A 22327-nucleotide genomic window follows, 5' to 3' on the forward strand; every position below is an offset into this window, starting at 1 on the left:
ACCCAGATGCTTCTTGTCGCGTACTTCTCTTGTCGCGTGCTTCTTGTCGCGTTGTTGACGCGGTCCTTAGCGTACCTAAGCGTGCTCGGCATGCGCGAGGCCTATCCGGTGATCTTCACTTTACGTGCAAAAGGGCCACCCGGCGCGATACCGGGCGGCCCTTCGGCGTACGGGGCACGAGGTGCCCCGGAGATCAGTCCTCGCTCGGCGCGGCCGGCAGCTTGGTCTGGATCAGATCCATCACGGAGGAGTCCGTGAGCGTGGTGACGTCACCCAGCTCGCGGTTCTCGGCGACGTCGCGCAGCAGACGCCGCATGATCTTCCCGGACCGCGTCTTCGGCAGCTCGGCGACCGGCAGGATCCGCTTCGGCTTGGCGATCGGGCCGAGCGTCGTGCCCACGTGGTTGCGCAGGTCCGCCACGAGGCCCTCGTCGTCGGCGTTCGCCGTGCCCCGCAGGATCACGAACGCGACGATGGCCTGGCCGGTGGTCTCGTCCGCCGCGCCCACGACCGCCGCCTCGGCGACCGACGGGTGCGAGACGAGCGCCGACTCGACCTCTGTGGTCGAGATGTTGTGCCCGGACACGAGCATCACGTCGTCCACGCGGCCCAGGAGCCAGACGTCGCCGTCCTCGTCCTTCTTGGCGCCGTCGCCGGCGAAGTACTTGCCCTCGAAACGCGACCAGTACGTGTCGAGGAAGCGCTGGTCGTCGCCCCAGATGGTCCGCAGCATCGAGGGCCACGGCTCGGTCAGGACGAGGTAGCCGCCACCGCCGTCCGGCACCTCGCGCGCCTCGTCGTCGACGACGGTCGCGGAGATGCCCGGCAGGGCGCGCTGCGCGCTGCCCGGCTTGGTCTCGGTCACGCCCGGCAGCGGCGAGATCATCATGGCGCCGGTCTCGGTCTGCCACCAGGTGTCCACGATGGGGCACTTGTCGGCGCCGATGTTCTTGCGGTACCACATCCAGGCCTCGGGGTTGATCGGCTCACCGACCGAACCGAGGACCCGCAGGCTGCTGAGGTCGAACTTCGCGGGGATGTCGTCGCCCCACTTCATGAACGTCCGGATCGCCGTCGGCGCGGTGTAGAGGATCGTCACGCCGTACTTCTGGACGATCTCCCAGAAGCGCCCTTGGTGCGGGGTGTCGGGCGTGCCCTCGTACATGACCTGCGTCGCGCCGTTCGCCAGCGGGCCGTACGTGATGTACGAGTGCCCGGTGACCCAGCCGATGTCGGCCGTGCACCAGTAGACGTCGGTCTCCGGCTTGAGGTCGAAGACGGCGTGGTGGGTGTAGGCGGCCTGTGTGAGGTAGCCGCCGGAGGTGTGGAGGATGCCCTTCGGCTTACCCGTCGTGCCCGACGTGTAGAGGATGAAGAGCGGGTTCTCGGCGTCGAACGCCTCGGGGGTGTGCTCGGCGGACTGGCGCTCGGTGAGCTCGTGCCACCACACGTCGCGGCCCTCGGTCCACGCCACGTCCTGGCCGGTGCGGCGCACGACGAGGACGTGCTCGACGGAGCTGCCCTCGCGCGACACGGCGTCGTCGACGGCGGGCTTCAGGGCGGCCGGCTTGCCCCTGCGGTAGCCGCCGTCGGAGGTGATGACGACCTTGGCGTCGGCGTCCTTCACGCGCGTGGCGATGGCGTCGGCGGAGAAGCCGCCGAAGACCACGGAGTGCGCGGCGCCGATGCGGGCACAGGCCAGCATCGACACGACGGCCTCGGGGATCATCGGCAGATAGACGGCGACGCGGTCGCCCTGCCGGACGCCGAGCTCGGTGAGCGCGTTGGCGGCCCGGCTCACCTCGTCCTTGAGCTCGGCGTAGGTGATGGCCCGGCTGTCGCCGGGCTCACCCTCGAAGTGGATCGCCACACGGTCGCCGTGGCCCGCCTCGACGTGACGGTCCACGCAGTTGTACGCGACGTTCAGCTTGCCGTCGGCGAACCACTTCGCGAACGGAGGGTTCGTCCAGTCGAGCGTCTCGGTCGGCTCGGTGGCCCAGGTCAGCCGGCGGGCCTGCTCGGCCCAGAAGCCGAGCCGGTCAGCCTTGGCCTGTTCGTACGCCTCCGCGGTGACGTTGGCGTTGGCCGCCAGGTCGGCCGGCGGCGCGAACCTTCGCTCTTCTTTAAGAAGGTTGGCCAGGCTTTCGTTGCTCACGACATCTCCCATTCCCAGGGTGTCCGTTGTGTCCAAAGCCACAGCTCATCAGACCCGAACCCCTGGTGACAAGAGGCTGCCGTAAATTGGTTTAGACCTTTACTCGGGCCGGCGGCTCCTCCCGCGGGGTTCCCTGGTGCGGCGACGGCGTCACCTGGTCGAACACGTCGTCCGGGCTCTCCGTCAGGAGATAGGCCTGTGCCTCGCCGACATGGAAGTACATGCCATGCAGTTCGAGGGTGCCCTCGGCCATGCGCCGCGCCACGGACTCGTGGCCGCGCAGGTGCTCCAGCTGCTGGACGACGTTCGTCAGGCAGAGCTGCTCGACCGCGTCGGCGGGGGCCCGCCCCGCGAGCCGCGCCCAGCCCTGCTCCTCGTGGGCAGCCATACGCTCCAGGCTCGGCACCCCGTGGCGCAGCCACCGCTTCAGAGGCGTCTGGGCGCCGTCGGGCGGGGTGTTGAGCAGCGCCTGCATCGCCCCGCATCCGGAGTGCCCGCACACGGTGATGGAGCGCACCTGGAGGACGTCCACGGCGTACTCGATCGCGGCGGCCACCGAGTCGTCGGTGCTCTCGGCGCCCGGCAGCGGCACGAGATTGCCGACGTTGCGGACCACGAAGAGGTCGCCCGGGCCGCTCGACGTGATCATCGACGTGACGAGCCGGGAGTCGGCGCAGGTCAGGAAGAGCTGTGAGGGCTGCTGCCCTTCGCGGGCGAGCCGCGCCAGCTCTCCGCGCACGTGCGGCGCGGTGTTCCGCTGGAACGCGCTGATGCCGCTGGCCAGTTGGTGCCCGCTCGGCCGCGCCTCGCCCTCGAAGGCTTCCTGGGGCCGGTCGCAGTGGTGGTTGCGCCAGGCCGTCCAGGGCCGGCAGCAGGAGTGCGAGGCGCTCGCGGGCTCGGCGATCCGCGTCCCGGCGCGTCCCGTCACCTCGACGGTGCCGCCTTGTCCGGTGTGCGCGTCCTGCCAGCACTGCAGCGCTTCGTACGCCGCGTGGTCCATGAATGATCCGTCCAGCTCGACGATGGTGGGGGCGCCGTGCGGCACGAGATGCAGCGCCCTGCTGAGGCGCGGCACGGCGAGGAAGGTCAACTGGCCCCGCACGCGCACGTGGTGGGTCCCGGCGTCCTCGGTGTGGGTGATCCGGGTGCGGGCGAGGCGGTGCAGCGCGACGGCCACGGCGACGGCGACGCCGAGCGTCACGCCTTCGAGCACTCCGAAGCAGACGACGCCGAGGGTCGTGACGGTGTACACGAGGATCTCGCGGTGGCGGGTGATGGTCCGGATGTGGTTCAGGTTCACCATCTGGATGCCGACGGCCATCACCAGGGCGGCGAGCGCGGCGAGCGGGATCAGCTCCAGGAGGGGGACCAGCAGGGCGGCGGCCACCAGCACCCAGACGCCGTGCAGCATCGTGGAGTTCCGGCTGACGGCACCGGCCCGTGAGTTCGCCACGCTGCGCACCGCCACTCCGGCGACGGGGAGGCCGCCGAGCGCTCCGGACACGGCGTTGGCGGCGCCCTGGCCGAGCAGTTCGCGGTCGAGGTTCGAGCGGATGCCGCCGGCGGCCGGATCGCGCCGCGCGGAGACCAGCTTGTCCACGGCGACGGCGCCGAGCAGGGACTGCACGCTGCACACCAGCGTGGTGGTCAGGACGGCGGCGACGAGCCCGAGGACGGGCCCCTGGGGCAGCCCTGCCAGCGCGTGGCTGCTCCACGACGGCAGGTCGACCTTGGCCACGCTCAGCCCGCAGAGCGCGGCGACGGCCGTCGCCACGGCCACGGAGACCAGGGGGGCCGGCACGATCCGGAGGGCTTTGCCCGCGCGGCCCGGGATGCGCGGCCAGAGCAGCAGCACCGCCAGGGTCAGCACGCTGATGGACAGCGCGGCCGGCTGGAGTTCGGCCAACTGGGCGGGCAGCGCGCGGAGGTTGTCGAGCACGGCGCTCTGCGGGGTGCCGCCGAGCACGATGTGCAGCTGGGCGACGGCGATGGTGACGCCGATGCCGGCCAGCATGCCGTGCACGACGGCGGGGCTGACGGCGAGCGCGGAGCGGGCCACGCGCAGGCATCCGAGGCCCAGTTGGGCGATGCCGGCCAGGACGGTGATGGCGCAGGTGGTCCGCCAGCCGTACTGGTGGATGAGGTCGGCCGTGACGACCGTGAGCCCTGCGGCCGGGCCGCTGACCTGGAGCGGTGATCCGCCGACCCATCCGGCGATCAGACCGCCGACGGCGGCGGCGACGAGGCCCGCCTGGAGCGGTGCTCCGGTGGCGAGCGCGATGCCGAGGGACAGGGGCAGGGCGATCAGGAAGACGGCGATCGACGCGGACACGTCGGCGCCGGCGATGCGGAACTTTCGGAACTTGCGGAACTTGCCGGGCGGCGGCCCGTGGGGCTCGTGGTCGCGTGAGGCGTGGGCCGAGTCGGTGGCATGGGTGGGGACGCAGGCAGACATGGTTTCCCGTCTCCTCCGGGGCAGCGCGGTCGCGGGACAAGGGGTCCTCCGGAGGTCTCCGGAGGGCGGGTCGCGGCCGTGGGTCACGGCATTGCAGCGGCGGGATATCTCAACTCTCGGTAAACGAATCGTAATGGAGAGTAAAGGTCTCGGATAGACAAGCGGGGCAAATGGGGCACTAGATCACTCCGAAGAGTGATTAAAGCTATTCATCGGCTTGTCGGAACATCGGTCCGGTCACTCCGTGCGACGTTGGCGGGGCTGTGGGTCATTACGGGCAAATGCTGCCCAATCGCCGCCGGTGGTGACCCCGGAAAACGCCCCCGTGGGCCCCTGCTGCCCCGTGCAGCCGGTGACCCGATTCGAAGCCGACTGTAGGAAGAAGGTGGGCGGAAGATGGCCGCCACCCAGAGGATCCAACGGATCGCCGCGGGCATCACCGCCCTCGTGGCGTGCGCCGCCGCACTGGCCGGTTGCTCGATCGGCGACACCGGCACCAAGACGGGCGCGCCGGGCGCCAAGAAGGCGTCCCCCGCGCCGGCCCCCAAGAGCGCGGTCCGCCTGATCGGCGACGGCTCCACCGCCTTCACGGGGCGGCAGCCGCACCTGCCGAAGCCCGCCCGCCTGAGACCCGGCCAGAAGCCGCCCCAGTTCGTGGTCTTCTCCTGGGACGGCGCCGGCGAGGACAGCCAGAAGCTCTTCTCGCACTTCCGCAAGGTGGCCAAGCGGAACAACGCCACCATGACGTACTTCCTCAGCGGCGTGTACATGCTGCCCGAGGCCAAGCGGAAGCTCTACGACCCGCCGCAGCACCTGTCCGGCAGCTCGGACATCGGCTTCAACGACCGCAAGGGGATCAAGGACACCGTGGACCAGCTCCGCGGCGCCTGGCTCGAGGGCAACGAGGTCGGCACCCACTTCAACGGCCACTTCTGCGGCACGAGCGGCGGTGTGGGCCAATGGTCGGTCGCCGACTGGAAGAGCGAGATCAACCAGGCCAAGTCCTTCGTGAAGGCCTGGAAGACGAACACGGGCATGAAGAAGGCGCAGCCGCTGCCCTTCGACTACGACAAGGAACTCGTCGGCGCCCGCACGCCCTGCCTCGAAGGCCAGAAGAACTTCATGCGGGCCGCCCGCGACCTGGGCTTCCGCTATGACACCAGCGGCGTCAACAACCAGATCTGGCCCAAGAAGAAGGAAGGCCTCTGGGACCTGTCCATGCAGCTGGTCCCCGTCCCCGGCCGCAAGTTCGAGACGCTGACCATGGACTACAACTTCATGGTGAACCAGTCGGGCACGACCTCCCAGGGCGACCCCGCCAAGCACGAGTACTGGGGCGACCAGATGCGCGACGGCCTGCTCCAGGGCTTCGACCGCGCCTACCAGGGCAACCGCGCCCCGCTGATCATCGGCAACCACTTCGAGTCCTGGAACGGCGGCACGTACATGCGCGCCATCGAGGAGACGATCGAGTCGGTCTGCACCAAGCGCGACGTGCGCTGTGTCTCCTTCCGCCAGCTCGCCGACTGGCTCGACGCCCAGGACCCGCAGACCGTGGAGCGCCTGACCACGCTCCCGGTCGGCAAGGCCCCCAAGGAGGGCTGGGCGTCGTTCCTCTCCGCCCGGCCCGCACCGGCCCCGAAGGGCGTACCGGGCGCTCCGGCCGCCAAGCCGTAGCGCCCCGGGTGCGGTTCAGGCCATGACCTGCGGGGAGGTCATGGCCGCGGCGGCCCGCTCACGCAGCACGAAGCCGGGGTCGACCTGCGCGGCCAGGTCGGCGCCCGTGCGTTCGTTCCCCCAGCTCTGTGCGTTCTTCAGGTGGAAGTGGACCATCTGACGGGTGTAGCGGTCCCAGTCTCTGCGCTCGTACGAGGCGTCGACGGCATCCTGAAGTGCTTGCAGGGAGCGGCGGTTGTCGTCCTCCAGGAACGCGAACCGGGGCGGGCGGCCCTTCTCCATGGCGCGCACCCAGTCCGAGTGCCCGACCGTCACCAGGAGGTCGTCGCCGACCTGCTCGCGCAGGAAGTCGACGTCGTCCTGGCCCTGCACCTTGTTGCCGACGACCTTGAGGTCGACGCCAAAGTCCCGTGCGTACTCCTTGTACTGGCGATAGACGGAGACTCCCTTCCGGGTCGGCTCGGCCACCAGGAACGTCATGTCGAAGCGGGTGAACATGCCGGACGCGAAGGAGTCCGAACCCGCGGTCATGTCCACGACCGCGTACTCGTCGCGTCCGTCGACCAGGTGGTTCAGGAACAGCTCCACCGCACCGGTTTTGGAGTGGTAGCAGGCGACTCCGAGGTCGGCTTCGGTGAACGGCCCGGTGACCATCAAACGCACGGCCGTGTCGTCGAGTTCCACCGGCCGCGCGCACGCGTCGTAGACAGGGTTGTCCTCGCGCACCCGCAGGATCCGCGAGCCCTCGCCGGGCGGTGTCGTCTTGATCATCGTGTCGACGGAGGCGATCCGCGGATTGGAGCCCCGGAGGTAGTCCTTGATCAGGGGCAGGCGCGCGCCCATGGCGGGCAGGGCGGCCGCGTCCGCCTCGTCGAGGCCGAGCGCGGGGCCCAGGTGCTGGTTGATGTCGGCGTCCACCGCGAGGACCGGTGCTCCGGTGGCGGCGAGGTGTCGGATGAAGAGGGAGGACAGCGTGGTCTTGCCGCTGCCGCCCTTCCCTACGAAAGCGATCTTCATGTTCACCAAGGGTAGCTTCACGATCACGTGCAGTATCGATGCGGCGTGAAGAAGACCACTCCTTCGTGGGGCGGAGCCCCGGGGTGCGTAGGGTCGTACTCATGAGTACGACAGCCGATCCGCTCGCGGCCCTGGGCGCACTGCCCGGCGTGGCCGACTCCGTGGACTCCGTGCGCAAGGCCGTGGACCGCGTCTACGGCCACCGGATCATGCGGCGCCGCAGCAACGAGATCACCTCCGAGGCGGCGCTGCGCGGCGCACACGGCTCGGGGGCGCTCTCCGGCGCCGACTGGGCGCTCGAAGAGGTGCGCCGCCGCAGCGACTTCAGCGTCGACGCCGAGGCCCGCACGATCGGCGCGGCCCTGCGGCTGACCGCGGAAGCCGGTCAGCTGCTCTCCATCTGGCGGCAGTCGCCGCTCCGGGTCCTCGCGCGCCTGCACCTGGTGGCCGCCGCGGAGAACGACGAGGCGGCGGGGCGTCCGCGCCTGGCCGGCGAACCCGTCGACGAGCCGCTGGTGGAGCTGCCCGTACCGGACTCCGACGAGGTGGCGGGGCGCCTGGAGGGCCTCTCGCGGCTGATCATCGCGGGCGGCTCGGCGCCGGCCCTGGTGACGGCGGCCGTGGTCCACGGCGAGCTGCTCAGCCTGCGCCCCTTCGGCTCGCACAACGGCCTGGTCGCGCGGGCGGCCGAGCGCATCGTCCTGGTGGGCAGCGGCCTCGACCCGAAGTCCGTCTGCCCGGCCGAGGCGGGCCACGCGGAACAGGGGCGGGCGGCCTACGTGGGCGCGCTCGACGGCTACGCGTCCGGGACGCCGGAGGGCATGGCGGCCTGGATCGCCCACTGCGGGCGCGCGGTCGAGCTGGGGGCCAGGGAGTCGACCGCGGTCTGCGAGGCGATGCAGCGCGGTGCGGCCTGAGGCGCCTGTCGACGCTGGGCACTTGAGGCGGCTTCGAAGGCCCTGACACAGGGATGCGGCGGTACGAGGACTCGTACCGCCGCTGGCATGTTCACCGGGTTACCAAGCGTCCTCGAAGGATGCCCATCAGGTCGGGAACGTGGCCCGTCACCTGGTGCGGCTGGCCCGTAATCGACGGGTCGACGTCGCGTGGGTGCTCGATGTCCATGCTTCGGTCCGTGGGGCCTTGGTTGCGTTTAAAGGTAATCCTCTCGGATGTCCTTGGTCTCGCGGGCCGTTGACTCCTTTGTACTCCTGTCCTGGGGTAAGCGGAAGTCCTGGCAGTACTTCTTTACTTTTAGGTTCAAACAAGGGTGAATCGGGCGCGCGTCGTGCGACGGCGGCTCACGAACCACACCAGCCCCGCCGTGGCCGCCGCCGCACCCACCGCGGCCACCGCCACGAGCGCGGGCCGGGACGGCGTCCGGCGCCGTTCCTTGAGCCGGACCGGGCGGTGGAAGTCGAGAATCGGCCACCCGCGCGCGAGAGCCTCGCGGCGCAGGGTGCGATCGGGGTTGACGGCGTGCGGATACCCCACGGACTCGAGCATCGGCAGGTCGGTCGCCGAGTCGCTGTAGGCGTGGCAGCGGTCGAGGTCGTACCCCTCGGACTCCGCGAGCTCCTTGATCGCGGCCGCCTTGGTGGGGCCGTAGGCGTAGTACTCCACCTCGCCGGTGAAGCAGCCGTCCGCGCCGACCACCATCCGGGTCGCCACCACCCGGTCCGCGCCGAGCAGTTCGCCGATCGGCTCGACGACCTCGGCGCCCGACGTGGACACGATGACGACGTCGCGGCCCGCGGTGTGGTGCTCCTCGATGAGGGAGGCGGCCTCGTCGTAGATGATCGGGTCGATCAGGTCGTGCAGCGTCTCGGCGACGATCTCCTTGACCTGCTGCACGTTCCACCCGCGGCAGAGCGCGGACAGGTACTCGCGCATCCGCTCCATCTGGTCGTGATCGGCTCCGCCCGCGAGGAAGACGAACTGTGCATATGCGGTTCGCAGAACCGCCCGACGGTTGATCAGGCCGCCTTGGTAGAACGACTTGCTGAAGGTGAGAGTGCTCGACTTCGCAATGACCGTCTTGTCCAGGTCAAAGAAGGCGGCTGTGCGGGGCAAGGAGTGGTTTTCCACGAGCCCGAGCATAGGCGCCCACCATTCGGCGTAAGGTGAGGCGCGTGGGTTTGCCTGAGAAGGCTCTCGGGTACACCATGGAAGTCACGGATCGTTCGCGACCGTGCTAACCCGGTCTGGCTCCTCCCCCCCCCCCGAGTCGGACCGTGGGGACGACCCCCGCTCTCCCCCCCGGCGGGGGTCGTCGCATGTCCGGATGGGTTTTCCGGACCTCTTCCGACCCTGATTCGATCGCCCGACGCCTGCTGGCAGCCGTTGTGGCGATCTTTTCGCATGCCCATGATCCGTCACTGTGCGTAGTTGTCAGGCTGCACTGTGGAAGTCTCCGAGTTGTCACCGGTATGGGTGAAGGGGATATTCACAGCCCCCGCCTTGTCCACAGTTATTGACCAAGATCCACACGTTTTCCCGGACCGCTGCACGCTGATTCCGCTCGTTCTGCACGCGAAGTTCATGGCCGGATTGCTTTGGCCACCTCATCGCTGATGTGGAGCGCGGCATTCAACGGGCTTGCAGTGAGAGGGGGCTGAGGATCGTGGCTGGAGTGATGACACGTGACGGGGGGCCGTCGTCCGACGGACGGCAGGGCGGACCGCTGATCGTCACGGAGGACGTGGACCTGCTGGACGACCTGCTGCGGCTGTGCGCCGCGGCGGGAGCACGGCCCGAGGTGCGGCACGGCGTACCGGAGCGCGGAGGCGGCTGGGACGCGGCCCCGCTGGTCCTGGTCGGGGACGACGCGGTGGACCGGGTGCGGGGCGCCGCGCGCCGGCGCGGGGTGGTCCTCGTCGGACGGGACCAGGACGATTCCGGGGTCTGGCGGCGCGCCGTGGAGATCGGCGCCGACCACGTGCTGGTGCTGCCCGACGGCGAGCGATGGCTGGTGGACCGCATCGCCGATGTCGCCGAGGGCGTGGGGCGGCCCGCGCTCACGGTGGGGGTGATCGGCGGCAGCGGCGGAGCAGGCGCCTCGACGCTGGCGTGCGCCCTCGCCGTCACGGCGGCCCGCGCGGGCCGGCGCACGATGCTCGTGGACGCGGACCCGCTCGGCGGCGGGCTCGACGTACTGCTGGGCGGCGAGGCGGCCGACGGACTGCGCTGGCCCGCCTTCGCGCAGTCCAGGGGCCGGGTCGGCGGAGGCGCCCTGGAGGAGTCGCTGCCCGAGCTGCACTCCCTGCGGGTCCTGAGCTGGGACCGGGGTGACGCGGTGGTCATCCCGCCCGAGGCCATGCGGGCGGTGATCGCGGCGGCCCGCAGGCGGGGCGGTGTGGTGGTCGTCGACCTGCCGCGCCGCGTGGACGAAGGCGTGGCCGAGGCGCTGGCCCAGGTGGATCTGGGGCTCCTGGTGGTGCCCGCCGAGCTGCGCGCCGTGGCCGGGGCCCGCCGGGTCGCTTCGGCGGCCGGGATGGTGCTGCGGGACCTGCGGGTGGTGGTCGGCAGGGGCGGCTCCGGCCGGGCCTGCGGCAGCGGGTTCGACGGCCGCGACGGCTCCGACGGCCTCGGCGGGTTCGACGCGGAGGAGGTCGCGCGCCTGCTCGGGCTGCCGCTCGTCGGCGAACTGCCCCGGGAGGCCGGGCTGCTGGCCGCACAGGCCGGGGGAACTCCGCCCGGAGGCGTCGCGCGGGGCCCGCTGGCGCGGTTCTGCACGGCCTTCTGGGACCGGGTCCCGGCCGACGCCACCGGAGGCGGCTCATGAGCGCCGTGGTCGGGGCCCGGATGCTGGACGGGGTGCGCCAGTGGCTCGCGGAGAACGGCACGGAACCGACCCCGGCACGCGTCGCCGAGGCGCTGCGGGCCCAGGGCAGGGTGCTCGGCGACGCGGAGGTCCTGGGCGCGGCGACCCGGCTGCGATCCGAGCTGGTGGGCGCGGGCCCACTGGAGGCCTTGCTCGCGGACGACGCCGTCACCGATGTGCTGGTGTCCGCCCCCGACCGGGTGTGGGTGGACCGCGGCGGAGGCCTGGAGCTGACCGGGGTGACCTTTGAGGACGCGGCAGCGGTGCGGCGGCTCGCCCAGCGGCTCGCGGCCGTCGCGGGACGCCGCCTCGACGACGCCAGGCCCTGGGTGGACGCACGCCTCCCGGACGGCACCCGTCTGCACGCGGTGCTGCCTCCGGTCGCCGTCGGCTCGACCTGCCTCTCCTTGCGTGTCGTCCGGCCCCGCGCCTTCACCCTCGCGGAACTGACCGCGGCGGGGACGGTGCCGCCGGGCGGTGACCGGGTGCTCCGGGCATTGCTCGACGCGCGGCTGTCCTTCTTGATCAGCGGCGGGACGGGATCGGGCAAGACGACGCTGCTGAGCGCGCTCCTCGGTCTCGTCGGACCGGGGGAGCGGATCGTGCTCGCCGAGGACTCGGCGGAGCTGCGCCCGGACCACCCCCATGTCGTACGCCTCGAAGCCAGACCCGCGAACCAGGAAGGGGCCGGGCAGGTCGGCCTGGACGACCTGGTGCGCCAGGCGCTGCGGATGCGCCCCGACCGGCTGGTCGTGGGCGAGGTGCGGGGCGCGGAGGTGGTCCACCTCCTGGCCGCTCTCAATACGGGCCATGAGGGCGGCGTGGGCACGGTCCACGCCAACGCCGCCGGGGATGTGCCCGCCCGCCTGGAAGCGCTGGGCACGGCGGCGGGGCTCGACCGCGCGGCCCTCCACAGCCAGCTGGCGGCCGCGCTGTCCGTGGTCCTCCATCTCGTACGGGATCGGGCGGGGCGGCGGCGGATCGCGGAGGTGCACGTCCTGGAGCGCGATGCGTCCGGCCTCGTGGTGACGGTGCCGGCGCTGCGGTGGGGCGAGACGGAGTTCGTCAGGGAGAGGGGCTGGGAGCGGCTGAACGTGCTTCTGGTGAGCGGGGATCGTGGTGGTGGGGGATGAGCGTGACGGGGATGGCCGGGGCTGTGTGCGCGGGAGGCGCGGCCTGGCTGGCGTTTGGACGGGACCGGGGGCGGCAGCGGGCCCGGGTGGTCCTGGCGGACGGCGGAGAGGGCGTCTCGGGTGCTCCGGCGTGGCGACGGGCGGTGGCGCGCGTCGGCTGGCGGGGGCGGTCGGAATGGTGGGTCCTGGCGGCCGGGGCCTTGGTCGCGTTGCTCGGCGAGTCGATGGTGCCCCTGGTCCTGGGCGCGGCCGGGGTGCCGCTGGCGCGGCGTGTGCGGCGAGGCAGGCGGGCACGGCTCGACCGGGAGCGCCGGGCCACCGCGGTGATCGCGCTGTGCGGAGTGCTCGCCGGGGAGGTGCGGGCTGGACGGCAGCCAGGGGAGGCGTTGCGGGCCGTGGACGGGGGCGGGCTCGGTGCGGGGCGGGCCGGGGTCCTTGCGGCGGCTCGGTTCGGCGGGGATGTGCCGGGGGCGCTGGACGAGGCCGCGCGGGAGCCGGGGGCGGAGGGCCTGCTGGGCCTCGCGGCGTGCTGGCGGGTGGCGGTGGACCGCGGCGCCGGGCTCGCGGCGGGGCTCGAACGGCTGGAGGGCGCGCTGCGGGCGGAGCGGGATCAACGGTCCGATCTGCGGGCCCAGTTGGCCGGGGCCCGGTCGACGGCGGTGATGCTCACGGGGCTGCCGGTCCTCGGGCTGCTCATGGGAAGTGCGCTCGGGGCGGCTCCCTTGCGGGTGCTCCTGCACACCGGGGCGGGGCTCGGATGCCTTGCGGTGGGCGGGGCGTTGGAGGGGACCGGCGTGTGGTGGGCGCTGCGGATCGTGCGAGGGGCGGAGGAGCGATGAGCCTTCTCGTCCACAGGCTGGGGGTGGCCGTGTGGGGTGCGGCGGCCGTGCTGTGGCTGGTGTCGGCCGCGCTCGCGGCGCGGCGCGAACGGGCGGCGCGGGGGCGGTCGGGGCTCGTCCTGGGGGCGGGGGAGCGGCTGCCAGGAGGACCGGAGAGGCAGGTGTCCCGGTTTCGGGGCGCGGTGCGGGGGTGGGTGGTGGTGGCCGGGGCGGTGAGCGCCGGGTGGGTTCTGGTGGGCGGTGTTCCGGGGTGCTTGGTGGGGCTGGGGGCTGGTTACGGGGCCTGGCGTTGGCTGCGGGGGCGCCAGGCACCCGACTCGGATTACGACGCTGCGGAGGCGTCCCGGCAGCTCCCCCTGGCGGCGGATCTGCTGGCGGCCTGCGTGGCCGCGGGGGCGGGGCCGGTCGTGGCGGCTCAGGCTGTCGGCGACGCGCTGAGGGGGCCGGTCGGGGAGAGGCTCGCTCAGGGGGCCGCGGAGGTACGGCTCGGGGGTGAACCAGCCGACGCGTGGCGGAGGTTGGCCGCGATACCGGGCGCGGGGCCGCTGGCCCGGCTGCTGGAGCGGGCGGGCGACACGGGCGCCCCGGCCGCGGAGGCGGTGGCGCGCCTCGCCGCGGACTGCCGGGCGGAACGGAACCGCGCGGCGACGGCGGCCGCGCGCAGGGCCGGCGTGCTGATGACGGCGCCGGTGGGGCTGTGCTTCTTGCCCGCGTTCATCGCGGTGGGGGTGCTGCCTGTGGTGATCGGGTTGGCGGGTGGGTTGTTGGGCGGGGTCTGAGCGGCTCGGTGGCCCGCGGGGCCGGGAACGCCCGGCCCGAGACGAACTGAACAGATCGAGATTTCACGGGGGTTGAGATGTGGGGACAGCTGTGTGCACGGGCACGGGCCTGGGCACGGGCCTGGCGGCGCAAGGCGCGTGCGGTGCGAGGGGACGCGGGGATGGTCACTTCGGAGTACGCGATGGGGCTGATCGCGGCGGTGGGGTTCGCGGGACTGCTCTACAAGGTCGTGACGAGCGGACAGGTCAGGGCGGCGTTGCAGGGGGTCGTGGAGAAGGCGCTCGATGTTCAGTTCTGAGTCCAGGGCGGAGTTCAGGGCTGAGTCCAGGTCTGAGGTCAGTTCTGAGCGGGCGCGAGACGGTGGCCGAGGTGATCGAAGTGGCCGGGATGGCCGGGGTCTTGGCGGGGATCGGGGGTTCGTGACGGCGGAGGCGGCCGTGGTGCTGCCCACGCTGGTGTTGTTCACGATGGCTTTGGTCTGGGCGCTGTTGACCGCGTCCGCGCAGATCCAGTGCGTGGACGCGGCGCGGGCGGGGGCGCGGGCGATGGCCCGGCAGGACCCCGAGAGCGCGGCGGTGGCGGCGGCTCGGCAGGCGGCGCCGCGGGGTGCGGCGGTGGCCGTGCGGCGTGACGGGGACCTGGTGCGGGTGGAGGTCGTGGCCGACTCGCCGGGGCCCGGAGCGCTGGGGCTCGGGCTGCGGTTGCGGTCGGAGGCGGTGGCGTTGGCGGAGGAGTCGGTGGGGGTGGGCGCGTGAGGGGGCGGACTACTGGGGGAGGGGTGGACCGGGGGGCCGCGACGGTGTGGGTCGTCGTGGTGATGGCCGTGCTGTGCGTGATCTGCGGGGCGGTCCTCGCGATGAGTCAGGTGATCGTCGCTCGCCATCGGGCAGGCGGCGCGGCCGACTTGGCGGCGCTGGCGGCCGCTGATCACTGGGCGGAGGGACGCTCCGGGGCGTGCGCCAGGGCCGACCGGGTGGCCGAGGCCCAGGGGACACGCCTTGCGCGGTGCGCGGTGCGGGGCGACATCGCGGACGTCACGGCGAAGGCGAGCTTCGGCCCGTTCGTGACGGAGGTCAGATCCCGGGCGGGGCCGGCGGGGGCGGCGGGTGCGGTAGGGCTGGCGGCTCCACTGGGCCCGGAGGTTCCGCCTTCGTCACCGACTCGGGCTCCGTCTCCGGCTCGGGAGGCGGCAGGGGACGCTCAGGTCCTCGAAGGGCTTGCTCCGGATCCTGCCGGGCCCGCTCCGGACGGCGGAGAGCTCGCTCCCGATCCTGTCAGGCGCGCTCCGGATCCTGTCGGGGCAGTTTCGGATGCCGTCGTGTCCGCGCGCGGCGTCGGTGGGTCGGGAGGGGGCCCTGTGGGGGCGGGAGTCGGCCTTGCGAGGGCGACCAGCCCGTTGGTGAGGGCGGGGGCCGCCACCTGCCCCCGGGGCCCCTCAGGGGGCAGGTGCGTCCTTGAGGAGGGTGGTGAGGAGACGGACCGCGCCGCGCTTGTGCAGGGGATCGTTGCCGTTGCCGCACTTCGGGGACTGGATGCAGGAGGGGCAGCCGGCCTCGCACTCGCAGGAGGCGATGGCCTGGCGGGTCGCGGTCAGCCACTCCCGGGCCGTGTGGAAGGCCCGCTCGGCGAAGCCCGCGCCGCCGGGGTGGCCGTCGTACACGAAGACCGTCGGCAGGAGCGTGTCCGGGTGCAGCGGCACGGAGACACCGCCGATGTCCCAGCGGTCGCAGGTCGCGAAGAGCGGCAGCATGCCGATGGAGGCGTGCTCGGCGGCGTGCAGGGCGCCGCCGAGGATCTCCGGGTTGATGCGGGCCGCGTCCAGCTGGTCCTCGGTGACCGTCCACCAGACCGCGCGGGTGCGCAGGGTGCGGGGCGGCAGGTCCAGCTTGGTCTCGCCGAGGACCTCGCCGGTGATCAGCTTGCGGCGCAGGAAGGATACGACCTGGTTGGTGACCTCGACGGAGCCGTAGCAGAGGCGGCCGGAGCCCCACGGGATCTCGGTGTCCGTCTCCAGGATGGAGATGGCCGTGGTGTCCCGGGCGGTCGTGGAGTAGGGCGGCTGGGCCTCTTCGACCAGGGCCACCGAATCCTCCAGGTCCAGGTGGCGCACCAGATACGTGAGGCCCTGGTGGAGGTGGACCGCGCCCTCGTGGACGGAGGTGTGCGCCGCGGCCGCGTCGACGGTGCCGAGCAGCCTGCCCGTGCCCTCCTCGACGATCTGCACGGGCTTCCCGCCCTCGCCGCGAATGTCGGCGAGGTCGGCGGCCCGCTCCCTGCGGGTCCAGTGCCAGGCCTTCGTGCGGCGGCGCAGCAGTTTCGCGGCCTCCAGCTGCGGGAGCAGGTCCTCGGTGGCCGGGCCGAAGAGCAGCACGTCGTCGTCGGTGAGCGGGAGCTCCGCGGCGGCGGCGCAGAGGTGGGGCGCGAGGACGTACGGGTTGTCGGGGTCGAGGACCGTCGACTCCACCGGCTGCCGGAACAGCGCTTCGGGGTGGTGGACGAGATACGTGTCCAGCGGGTCGTCGCGGGCGACGAGGACGGCCAGCGCGCCCTGTCCGGAGCGCCCGGCGCGGCCCGCCTGCTGCCAGAGCGAGGCGCGGGTTCCCGGATAGCCGGAGATGATCACGGCGTCGAGGCCGGAGACGTCCACGCCGAGTTCGAGGGCGGTGGTGGCCGCGAGGCCGAGGAGTTCCCCGGAGTGCAGGGCGCGCTCCAGGGCGCGGCGTTCCTCGGGGAGATAGCCGCCGCGGTAGGCGGCCACGCGGCGGGCCAAGGAGCGGTCGACCTCGGCGAGGCGTTCCTGGGCGATCACCGCGATCAGCTCGGCGCCGCGCCGGGACCGTACGAAGGCGACCGAGCGGACGCCCTGGACCGTCAGGTCGGTCAGCAGGTCGGCCGTCTCGGCGGTGGCGGTGCGGCGGACGGGGGCGCCCCGTTCGCCGTGGAGTTCGGTGAGCGGGGGCTCCCAGAGGGCGAAGACGAGGTCGCCGCGGGGCGAGGCGTCGTCGGCGACCTCCTTCACGGGAAGTCCCGTCAGGCGTTCCGCGGCGACGGCCGGCTCGGCGGAGGTGGCGGAGGCGAGGAGGAAGACGGGCTCGGAGCCGTACCGGGCGCAGAGGCGGCGCAGGCGGCGGATCACCTGGGCGACGTGCGAGCCGAAGACGCCGCGGTAGGTGTGGCACTCGTCGATGACGACATAGCGCAGGGCGCGCAAGAAGGAGGCCCAGCGGGGGTGGGACGGGAGTATCCCGCGGTGCAGCATGTCGGGGTTGGTCAGGACGTAGTTCGCGTACTGACGCACCCATTCGCGTTCTTCGACGGGGGTGTCGCCGTCGTACACGGCGGGGCGGACCGCGTTGCCGAGGGGCGCCGCGAGCTCGCGTACGGCGCGGCGCTGGTCGGCGGCCAGGGCCTTGGTCGGGGCGAGGTAGAGCGCGGTCGCGCCGCGCCCGTTGGGGGCCTCGGAGCCGTCCAGGAGGGCCGAGAGCACGGGCGTGAGGTACGCCAGCGACTTTCCCGACGCGGTTCCGGTGGCGACGATGACCGACTCGCCGTCCAAGGCGTGCTCGGCGGCGAGTGCCTGGTGGGCCCAGGGGTGCTCGATCCCGGCCGACCGGACCGCCGCGACGACTTCCGAACGGATGCGATCAGGCCAGACTGCATATCGGGCCGCGCGCGGGGGCAAGTGCTCCGTATGAGTGACGCGCGAAGCACGGCTCGGTCCCGCGGTGAGCCGGTCCAGGACCGTCCGAGGAGACGTGCGTACCGGGGCGCCCGTGGAGGGTCCGCCGGGCGGAGAAAAGTTGGCCATCGGCACCGAGTGTGTCACTGGCGGGATGGACAATGGTCCCAAGGCGTCGTGCACGCCTGCCGGTAAGTGATTGAATGCCATCGCGGCTGGCGATCCGTCCTGGGGGCTCTGCCGAGGTGTCCCGAGGGATGACCGCTCGATAGCAAGGTGCTGGAGGATCCGTGGACCTGTCCCTGTCGACCCGTACCGTCGGCGATCGTACGGTCGTCGAGGTCGGTGGCGAAATCGATGTTTATACCGCGCCCAAGCTGCGCGAACAGTTGGTCGAGTTGGTGAACGACGGCAGTTTCCACCTGGTCGTCGACATGGAGGGCGTGGACTTCCTCGACTCCACCGGGCTCGGCGTGCTGGTCGGCGGCCTGAAGCGGGTGCGTGCCCATGAGGGCTCGCTGCGCCTGGTCTGCAACCAGGAGCGTATTTTGAAGATCTTCCGCATCACCGGTCTGACCAAGGTGTTCCCCATTCACACCTCGGTCGAGGAAGCGGTCGCGGCCACCGACTGAGAGCCGGATGTCCCGGGCCGGCTGCTTGCGCGGCCCGGGGGTGGCAGAACAGCAGGGGACCGGGCCCTCGGCCCGGCCCCCTGACAGCACGCGCGTATGTCCGAGGGGGATGCATGGCCACCGTTGAACTCCGCTTCAGCGCGCTGCCCGAGCACGTCAGGACCGCTCGGCTCGTGGCGGCGGCGGTCGCGCGCAGGGCCGGGGTCGACGAGGCCGTCCTCGACGAGGTCAGGCTCGCCGTCGGCGAGGCCTGCACCCGAGCCGTCGGGCTGCATCAGAGCAGCGGCGTCTCGGCGCCGGTGCGGGTCGCCCTGATCGAGGACGAGAAGCAGTTCTCCATTGAGGTCGGCGACGAGGTCCCCCACGCTCCGGCGGGTGACCGGGCATCCGGTTCCGGGTCCGGTGCCTCCGACGAGCCGGACGCCGAGGGCGAGGACGAGATGGGTCTCGCCGTCATCAGCGGGCTCGTGGACGACGTCGAGGTCACTTCCGGCGAGAACGGCGGCCTCATTCGTATGACGTGGCCGACGGCCCCGGTGCCGCTCGTCTGAGCTTCCGCTCCTCGTCCGACCTGCAACATCAAGGTCTTGCTCCCGACCCGGGAGCAGGGCCTTTTTCTTTTGTGGATCATTGCCTCGGTCAATTGCCTCAGGACTGCCGGTCGCCGTCAACGCTTTTGGGGCATTACCGCTTTCGGGGCCGATCTGTGGTCGCGATCATTTGCTGGGTAGCAATCTTGCGCCAATTCCGTTTGCGGCGCTCTGTTTTGATCAGGTTCCGCTCCCTACAATCCGTCCACATCTTGAGCTCAGCCCAAGCGTCAAGGAGGACGAATGGCGGGGCTTTCTACCCCTCATCAGTTTGACCATCCCTCAACCTTCGCAGCCGCAGTACTGACCGACGACAACCGCCTCATCGTGATGGTCATCGCGGCCGTCGCGGTGGCGGCTCTCGTGGTCGCCTGGGTCCTCGTACGCCAGGTTCTCGCGGCCGACGAGGGCACCGACAGCATGAAGAAGATCGCGAAGGCGATCCAGGAGGGCGCCAATGCCTACCTAGGCAGGCAGTTGCGCACTCTCGGCGTTTTCGCCGTCGTGGTGTTCTTCCTGCTCATGCTGCTGCCCGCAGACGACTGGAATCAGCGTGCCGGCCGATCGATCTTCTTCTTGATCGGTGCGGTGTTCTCGGCGACCACCGGCTATATCGGCATGTGGCTCGCCGTACGCAGCAATGTTCGTGTGGCGGCAGCCGCCCGAGAGGCCACCCCCGCGGAAGGAGAACCCGAAAAGGATCTCACCGCTGTTTCGCACAAGGCCATGAAGATCGCTTTCCGCACGGGCGGCGTTGTCGGCATGTTCACGGTGGGGCTCGGTCTTCTGGGCGCCTCCTGTGTGGTGCTCGTCTACGCGGCCGACGCGCCGAAGGTCCTCGAAGGCTTCGGCCTCGGGGCGGCGCTGATCGCGATGTTCATGCGTGTGGGCGGCGGCATCTTCACCAAGGCCGCCGACGTCGGCGCCGACCTGGTCGGCAAGGTCGAGCAGGGCATTCCGGAGGACGACCCGAGGAATGCCGCGACCATCGCCGACAACGTGGGCGACAACGTCGGCGACTGCGCGGGAATGGCCGCCGACCTCTTCGAGTCCTACGCGGTGACCCTGGTCGCCGCGCTGATCCTCGGCAAGGTCGCGTTCGGCGACTCCGGTCTCGCCTTCCCGCTGATCGTTCCGGCGATCGGCGTCGTGACGGCGATGATCGGCATCTTCGCGGTGGCGCCACGGCGCGCCGACCGCAGCGGGATGTCCGCCATCAACCGCGGGTTCTTCATCTCCGCGATCATCTCGCTGGCGCTGGTGGCCGCGGCGGTCTTCGTCTACCTGCCGTCGTCGTACGCCGACCTGGACGGTGTCACGGACGCGGCGATCGCCGGTCATGACGGAGACCCGCGGATCCTCGCGGTCGTCGCCGTCGCGATCGGCATCGTCATGGCCGCGCTCATCCAGCAGCTCACCGGCTACTTCACGGAGACCAACCGGCGCCCGGTGAGGGACATCGGCAAGACGTCCCTCACGGGACCGGCCACCGTGGTCCTGGCCGGCATCTCGATCGGCCTCGAATCGGCCGTCTACACCGCGCTCCTGATCGGGCTCGGCGTGTACGGGGCGTTCCTGCTCGGCGGCACGTCGATCATGCTCGCCCTGTTCGCGGTGGCGCTCGCCGGTACCGGCCTGCTCACCACGGTCGGCGTGATCGTCGCCATGGACACCTTCGGTCCGGTCTCCGACAACGCGCAGGGCATCGCCGAGATGTCCGGTGACGTCGAGGGCGCCGGCGCGCAGGTGCTCACCGACCTGGACGCGGTCGGCAACACCACCAAGGCCATCACCAAGGGCATCGCCATCGCCACCGCCGTTCTCGCGGCCTCGGCGCTCTTCGGCTCGTATCGCGACGCCATCGCGAGCGCGGCCAAGGACGTCGGCGAGAAAATGGGCGACGGCGCTCCGATGAACCTGGTCATGGACATCTCCCAGCCCAACAACCTCGTCGGCCTGATCCTGGGCGCCGCGGTCGTCTTCCTCTTCTCGGGGCTGGCGATCAACGCGGTGTCGAGGTCGGCCGGATCGGTGGTCTACGAGGTGCGGCGGCAGTTCCGCGAGCACCCCGGGATCATGGATTACTCCGAGGAACCGGAGTACGGGCGCGTGGTCGACATCTGCACCAAGGACGCGCTGCGGGAGCTGGCCACACCGGGTCTGCTCGCCGTGCTCACGCCGATCGCCGTCGGCTTCTCGCTCGGCGTCGGCGCGCTCGGCTCGTTCCTGGCGGGTGCGATCGGCACCGGCACGCTGATGGCGGTCTTCCTCGCCAACTCGGGCGGTGCCTGGGACAACGCGAAGAAGCTCGTCGAGGACGGCCATCACGGCGGCAAGGGCAGTGAAGCCCACGCCGCGGTGGTCATCGGAGACACCGTCGGTGACCCGTTCAAGGACACCGCGGGGCCCGCGATCAACCCCCTGCTGAAGGTGATGAACCTGGTGGCGCTGCTCATCGCGCCCGCGGTCGTCCAGTTCAGCTACGGGGACGACGCGAGCGCCGGGGTGCGGGCACTGATCGCGGTGCTGTCGATCCTGGTCATCATCGGCGCGGTCTACATCTCCAAGCGCCGCGGCATCGCCGTGGGCGACGAGGGAGAAGGTGGTGCTGAGCGGGTAAGTAAGCCCACCGACCCGGCCGTGGTTTCGTAACGCCGGGTCAGACTCTGCCCAACACGAGGGCGGACGGCGCGTTTTGACGCGGCGTCCGCCCTTCGTGCGTCCGGGGAGCCGGCTGGTGAGCCTTCTCTCGCGCTCTCTGCTTGGTGCAAATGGCTTCAATAGGGGTGGTACCGGACCCCCGGCATGCGGTTGTAGCCCAGTTGGCGTGTAAGTTCCGGGGCCGAGAGCCATGGAAGGGACCAATCCGGTGAACAAGAAGCTTGCAGCCGCACTGTCCGGCGGTGCGGTACTGGTACTGGCGCTGTCGGGCTGCAGCGATGACGGCAACGAGAAGCTGGACTCCTGGGCCAAGGACGTCTGTGACTCGGTCCAGCCGCAGTCGAAGAAGATCGCTTCCGCCAACGCCGCGATCCAGAAGGAGACCTCGGACAACAGCTCGCCGGAGGACGTCCAGAAGACCGACTCCAAGGCGTTCCAGGACATGTCCGACGCCTACAAGGCGATGGGTGCCGCCGTGAAGGACGCGGGCGCCCCGCCGGTCGACGGCGGCCAGAAGAAGACCGATGACGCGGTCAAGGAACTGAACGCCATCTCCAAGTCGTACGGCGACCTGAAGAAGAAGGTCGACGGCCTGGACACCAAGAACCAGGCGGACTTCGCGGACGGCCTCAAGAGCGTCGCCGGAGAGCTGGACAAGCTGAGCAAGAGCGGCAACAAGGCGTTGGAGAAGCTGCAGGAGGGCGAGGTGGGCCAGGCGATGAGCAAGCAGGACAGCTGCAAGTCGGCTAGCGCTACGCCTTCTGCCGCCTAGGGGTTGCCCCCCTTCTTCGACCTGCTGCCCCGGCCGCCTGGGGATACCCCCCCCGACGGCCGGGGCAGCGCTGCGTTCACCGGTAGCCGGAGGGAGGGGCGGGTGTTCGCGGCG

Annotated in this window: 17 protein-coding genes and 1 pseudogene; 13 read left to right on the forward strand and 5 right to left on the reverse strand. The window is 71.2% G+C overall.

Going from position 1 to position 22327, the window contains the following annotated elements; all coding sequences use genetic code 11:
• Nucleotides 1–193: 193 nt before the first annotated feature.
• Together acs and QBL25_RS22755 are read right to left on the reverse strand one after the other, a co-directional pair.
• Nucleotides 194–2197 carry an acetate--CoA ligase gene (acs, locus tag QBL25_RS22750; protein ID WP_409058859.1) on the reverse strand — a complete coding sequence of 668 codons (2004 nt, stop codon included), beginning with the start codon at nucleotides 2195–2197 and terminating at the stop codon, nucleotides 194–196.
• A gap of 49 nt (nucleotides 2198–2246) precedes the next feature.
• Nucleotides 2247–4610, reverse strand: coding sequence for a bifunctional SulP family inorganic anion transporter/carbonic anhydrase (locus QBL25_RS22755; RefSeq protein WP_409058860.1), 2364 nt, complete (start codon nucleotides 4608–4610; stop codon nucleotides 2247–2249).
• A gap of 396 nt (nucleotides 4611–5006) precedes the next feature.
• Between QBL25_RS22755 and QBL25_RS22760 the strand changes: the two genes are divergently transcribed.
• Nucleotides 5007–6287: a hypothetical protein gene (locus tag QBL25_RS22760; protein ID WP_409058861.1), complete on the forward strand. Its 1281-nt coding sequence runs from the start codon at nucleotides 5007–5009 to the stop codon at nucleotides 6285–6287.
• A gap of 15 nt (nucleotides 6288–6302) precedes the next feature.
• Here QBL25_RS22760 and QBL25_RS22765 read toward each other — a convergent pair whose 3' ends face one another.
• Nucleotides 6303–7304 (reverse strand): ATP-binding protein, encoded by a 1002-nt coding sequence (locus QBL25_RS22765; RefSeq protein ID WP_409058862.1) that lies wholly within the window; start codon nucleotides 7302–7304, stop codon nucleotides 6303–6305.
• Between the two features lie 101 nt (nucleotides 7305–7405).
• Between QBL25_RS22765 and QBL25_RS22770 the strand changes: the two genes are divergently transcribed.
• The gene (locus QBL25_RS22770) at nucleotides 7406–8221 is read left to right on the forward strand and encodes an oxidoreductase (RefSeq protein WP_409058863.1); all 816 of its coding nucleotides are present in this window, start codon (nucleotides 7406–7408) and stop codon (nucleotides 8219–8221) included.
• Between the two features lie 343 nt (nucleotides 8222–8564).
• On the opposite strand, the gene QBL25_RS22775 is transcribed toward QBL25_RS22770, so the two are convergent.
• Nucleotides 8565–9404, reverse strand: a complete 840-nt coding sequence (locus QBL25_RS22775; protein ID WP_409058864.1) for an HAD family hydrolase — start codon at nucleotides 9402–9404, stop codon at nucleotides 8565–8567.
• Nucleotides 9405–9939: 535 nt separating this feature from the next.
• Here QBL25_RS22775 and ssd point away from each other — a divergent pair.
• The 7 genes and pseudogenes from ssd to QBL25_RS22810 form a co-directional block, all read left to right on the forward strand.
• Nucleotides 9940–11088 carry a septum site-determining protein Ssd gene (ssd, locus tag QBL25_RS22780; protein ID WP_409058865.1) on the forward strand — a complete coding sequence of 383 codons (1149 nt, stop codon included), beginning with the start codon at nucleotides 9940–9942 and terminating at the stop codon, nucleotides 11086–11088.
• Entirely contained in the window at nucleotides 11085–12260 is a 1176-nt protein-coding gene (locus QBL25_RS22785) for a TadA family conjugal transfer-associated ATPase (RefSeq protein ID WP_409058866.1), read from the forward strand. Before ssd ends, QBL25_RS22785 begins: the two co-directional genes overlap by 4 nt.
• The gene (locus QBL25_RS22790) at nucleotides 12257–13099 is read left to right on the forward strand and encodes a type II secretion system F family protein (RefSeq protein ID WP_409058867.1); all 843 of its coding nucleotides are present in this window, start codon (nucleotides 12257–12259) and stop codon (nucleotides 13097–13099) included. The genes QBL25_RS22785 and QBL25_RS22790 overlap by 4 nt, the downstream gene beginning before the upstream one ends.
• Nucleotides 13096–13878: a type II secretion system F family protein gene (locus QBL25_RS22795; protein ID WP_409058868.1), complete on the forward strand. Its 783-nt coding sequence runs from the start codon at nucleotides 13096–13098 to the stop codon at nucleotides 13876–13878. The genes QBL25_RS22790 and QBL25_RS22795 overlap by 4 nt, the downstream gene beginning before the upstream one ends.
• 77 nt (nucleotides 13879–13955) lie before the next feature.
• Entirely contained in the window at nucleotides 13956–14177 is a 222-nt protein-coding gene (locus tag QBL25_RS22800) for a DUF4244 domain-containing protein (protein WP_409058869.1), read from the forward strand.
• On the forward strand, nucleotides 14164–14634 hold the full coding sequence (locus QBL25_RS22805; RefSeq protein WP_409058870.1) for a TadE family type IV pilus minor pilin: 471 nt from the start codon (nucleotides 14164–14166) through the stop codon (nucleotides 14632–14634). The genes QBL25_RS22800 and QBL25_RS22805 overlap by 14 nt, the downstream gene beginning before the upstream one ends.
• Before the next feature lie 62 nt (nucleotides 14635–14696).
• Nucleotides 14697–14912: pseudogene (locus tag QBL25_RS22810) on the forward strand (Rv3654c family TadE-like protein); the annotation flags it as partial.
• A gap of 402 nt (nucleotides 14913–15314) precedes the next feature.
• Here QBL25_RS22810 and QBL25_RS22815 read toward each other — a convergent pair.
• Nucleotides 15315–17768 carry a DEAD/DEAH box helicase gene (locus QBL25_RS22815; RefSeq protein ID WP_409058871.1) on the reverse strand — a complete coding sequence of 818 codons (2454 nt, stop codon included), beginning with the start codon at nucleotides 17766–17768 and terminating at the stop codon, nucleotides 15315–15317.
• A gap of 80 nt (nucleotides 17769–17848) precedes the next feature.
• Here QBL25_RS22815 and bldG point away from each other — a divergent pair, with 80 nt between their 5' ends.
• The 4 genes from bldG to QBL25_RS22835 all read left to right on the forward strand — a co-directional run bounded on the left by bldG (nucleotide 17849) and on the right by QBL25_RS22835 (nucleotide 22213).
• Nucleotides 17849–18190 (forward strand): anti-sigma factor antagonist BldG, encoded by a 342-nt coding sequence (gene bldG / locus QBL25_RS22820; RefSeq protein WP_003975386.1) that lies wholly within the window; start codon nucleotides 17849–17851, stop codon nucleotides 18188–18190.
• Between the two features lie 113 nt (nucleotides 18191–18303).
• Nucleotides 18304–18741 carry an ATP-binding protein gene (locus QBL25_RS22825; RefSeq protein ID WP_409058872.1) on the forward strand — a complete coding sequence of 146 codons (438 nt, stop codon included), beginning with the start codon at nucleotides 18304–18306 and terminating at the stop codon, nucleotides 18739–18741.
• Between the two features lie 282 nt (nucleotides 18742–19023).
• A complete protein-coding gene (locus tag QBL25_RS22830; RefSeq protein ID WP_409058873.1) occupies nucleotides 19024–21432 on the forward strand; it encodes a sodium-translocating pyrophosphatase in 2409 nt (802 codons plus the stop codon).
• A 199-nt stretch (nucleotides 21433–21631) separates the two neighbouring features.
• Nucleotides 21632–22213 (forward strand): small secreted protein, encoded by a 582-nt coding sequence (locus QBL25_RS22835; protein WP_409058874.1) that lies wholly within the window; start codon nucleotides 21632–21634, stop codon nucleotides 22211–22213.
• Nucleotides 22214–22327 lie beyond the last annotated feature (114 nt).

The organism is Streptomyces sp. SYP-A7185 (assembly GCF_046103685.1).
In the GTDB taxonomy this organism is placed as follows: domain Bacteria; phylum Actinomycetota; class Actinomycetes; order Streptomycetales; family Streptomycetaceae; genus Streptomyces.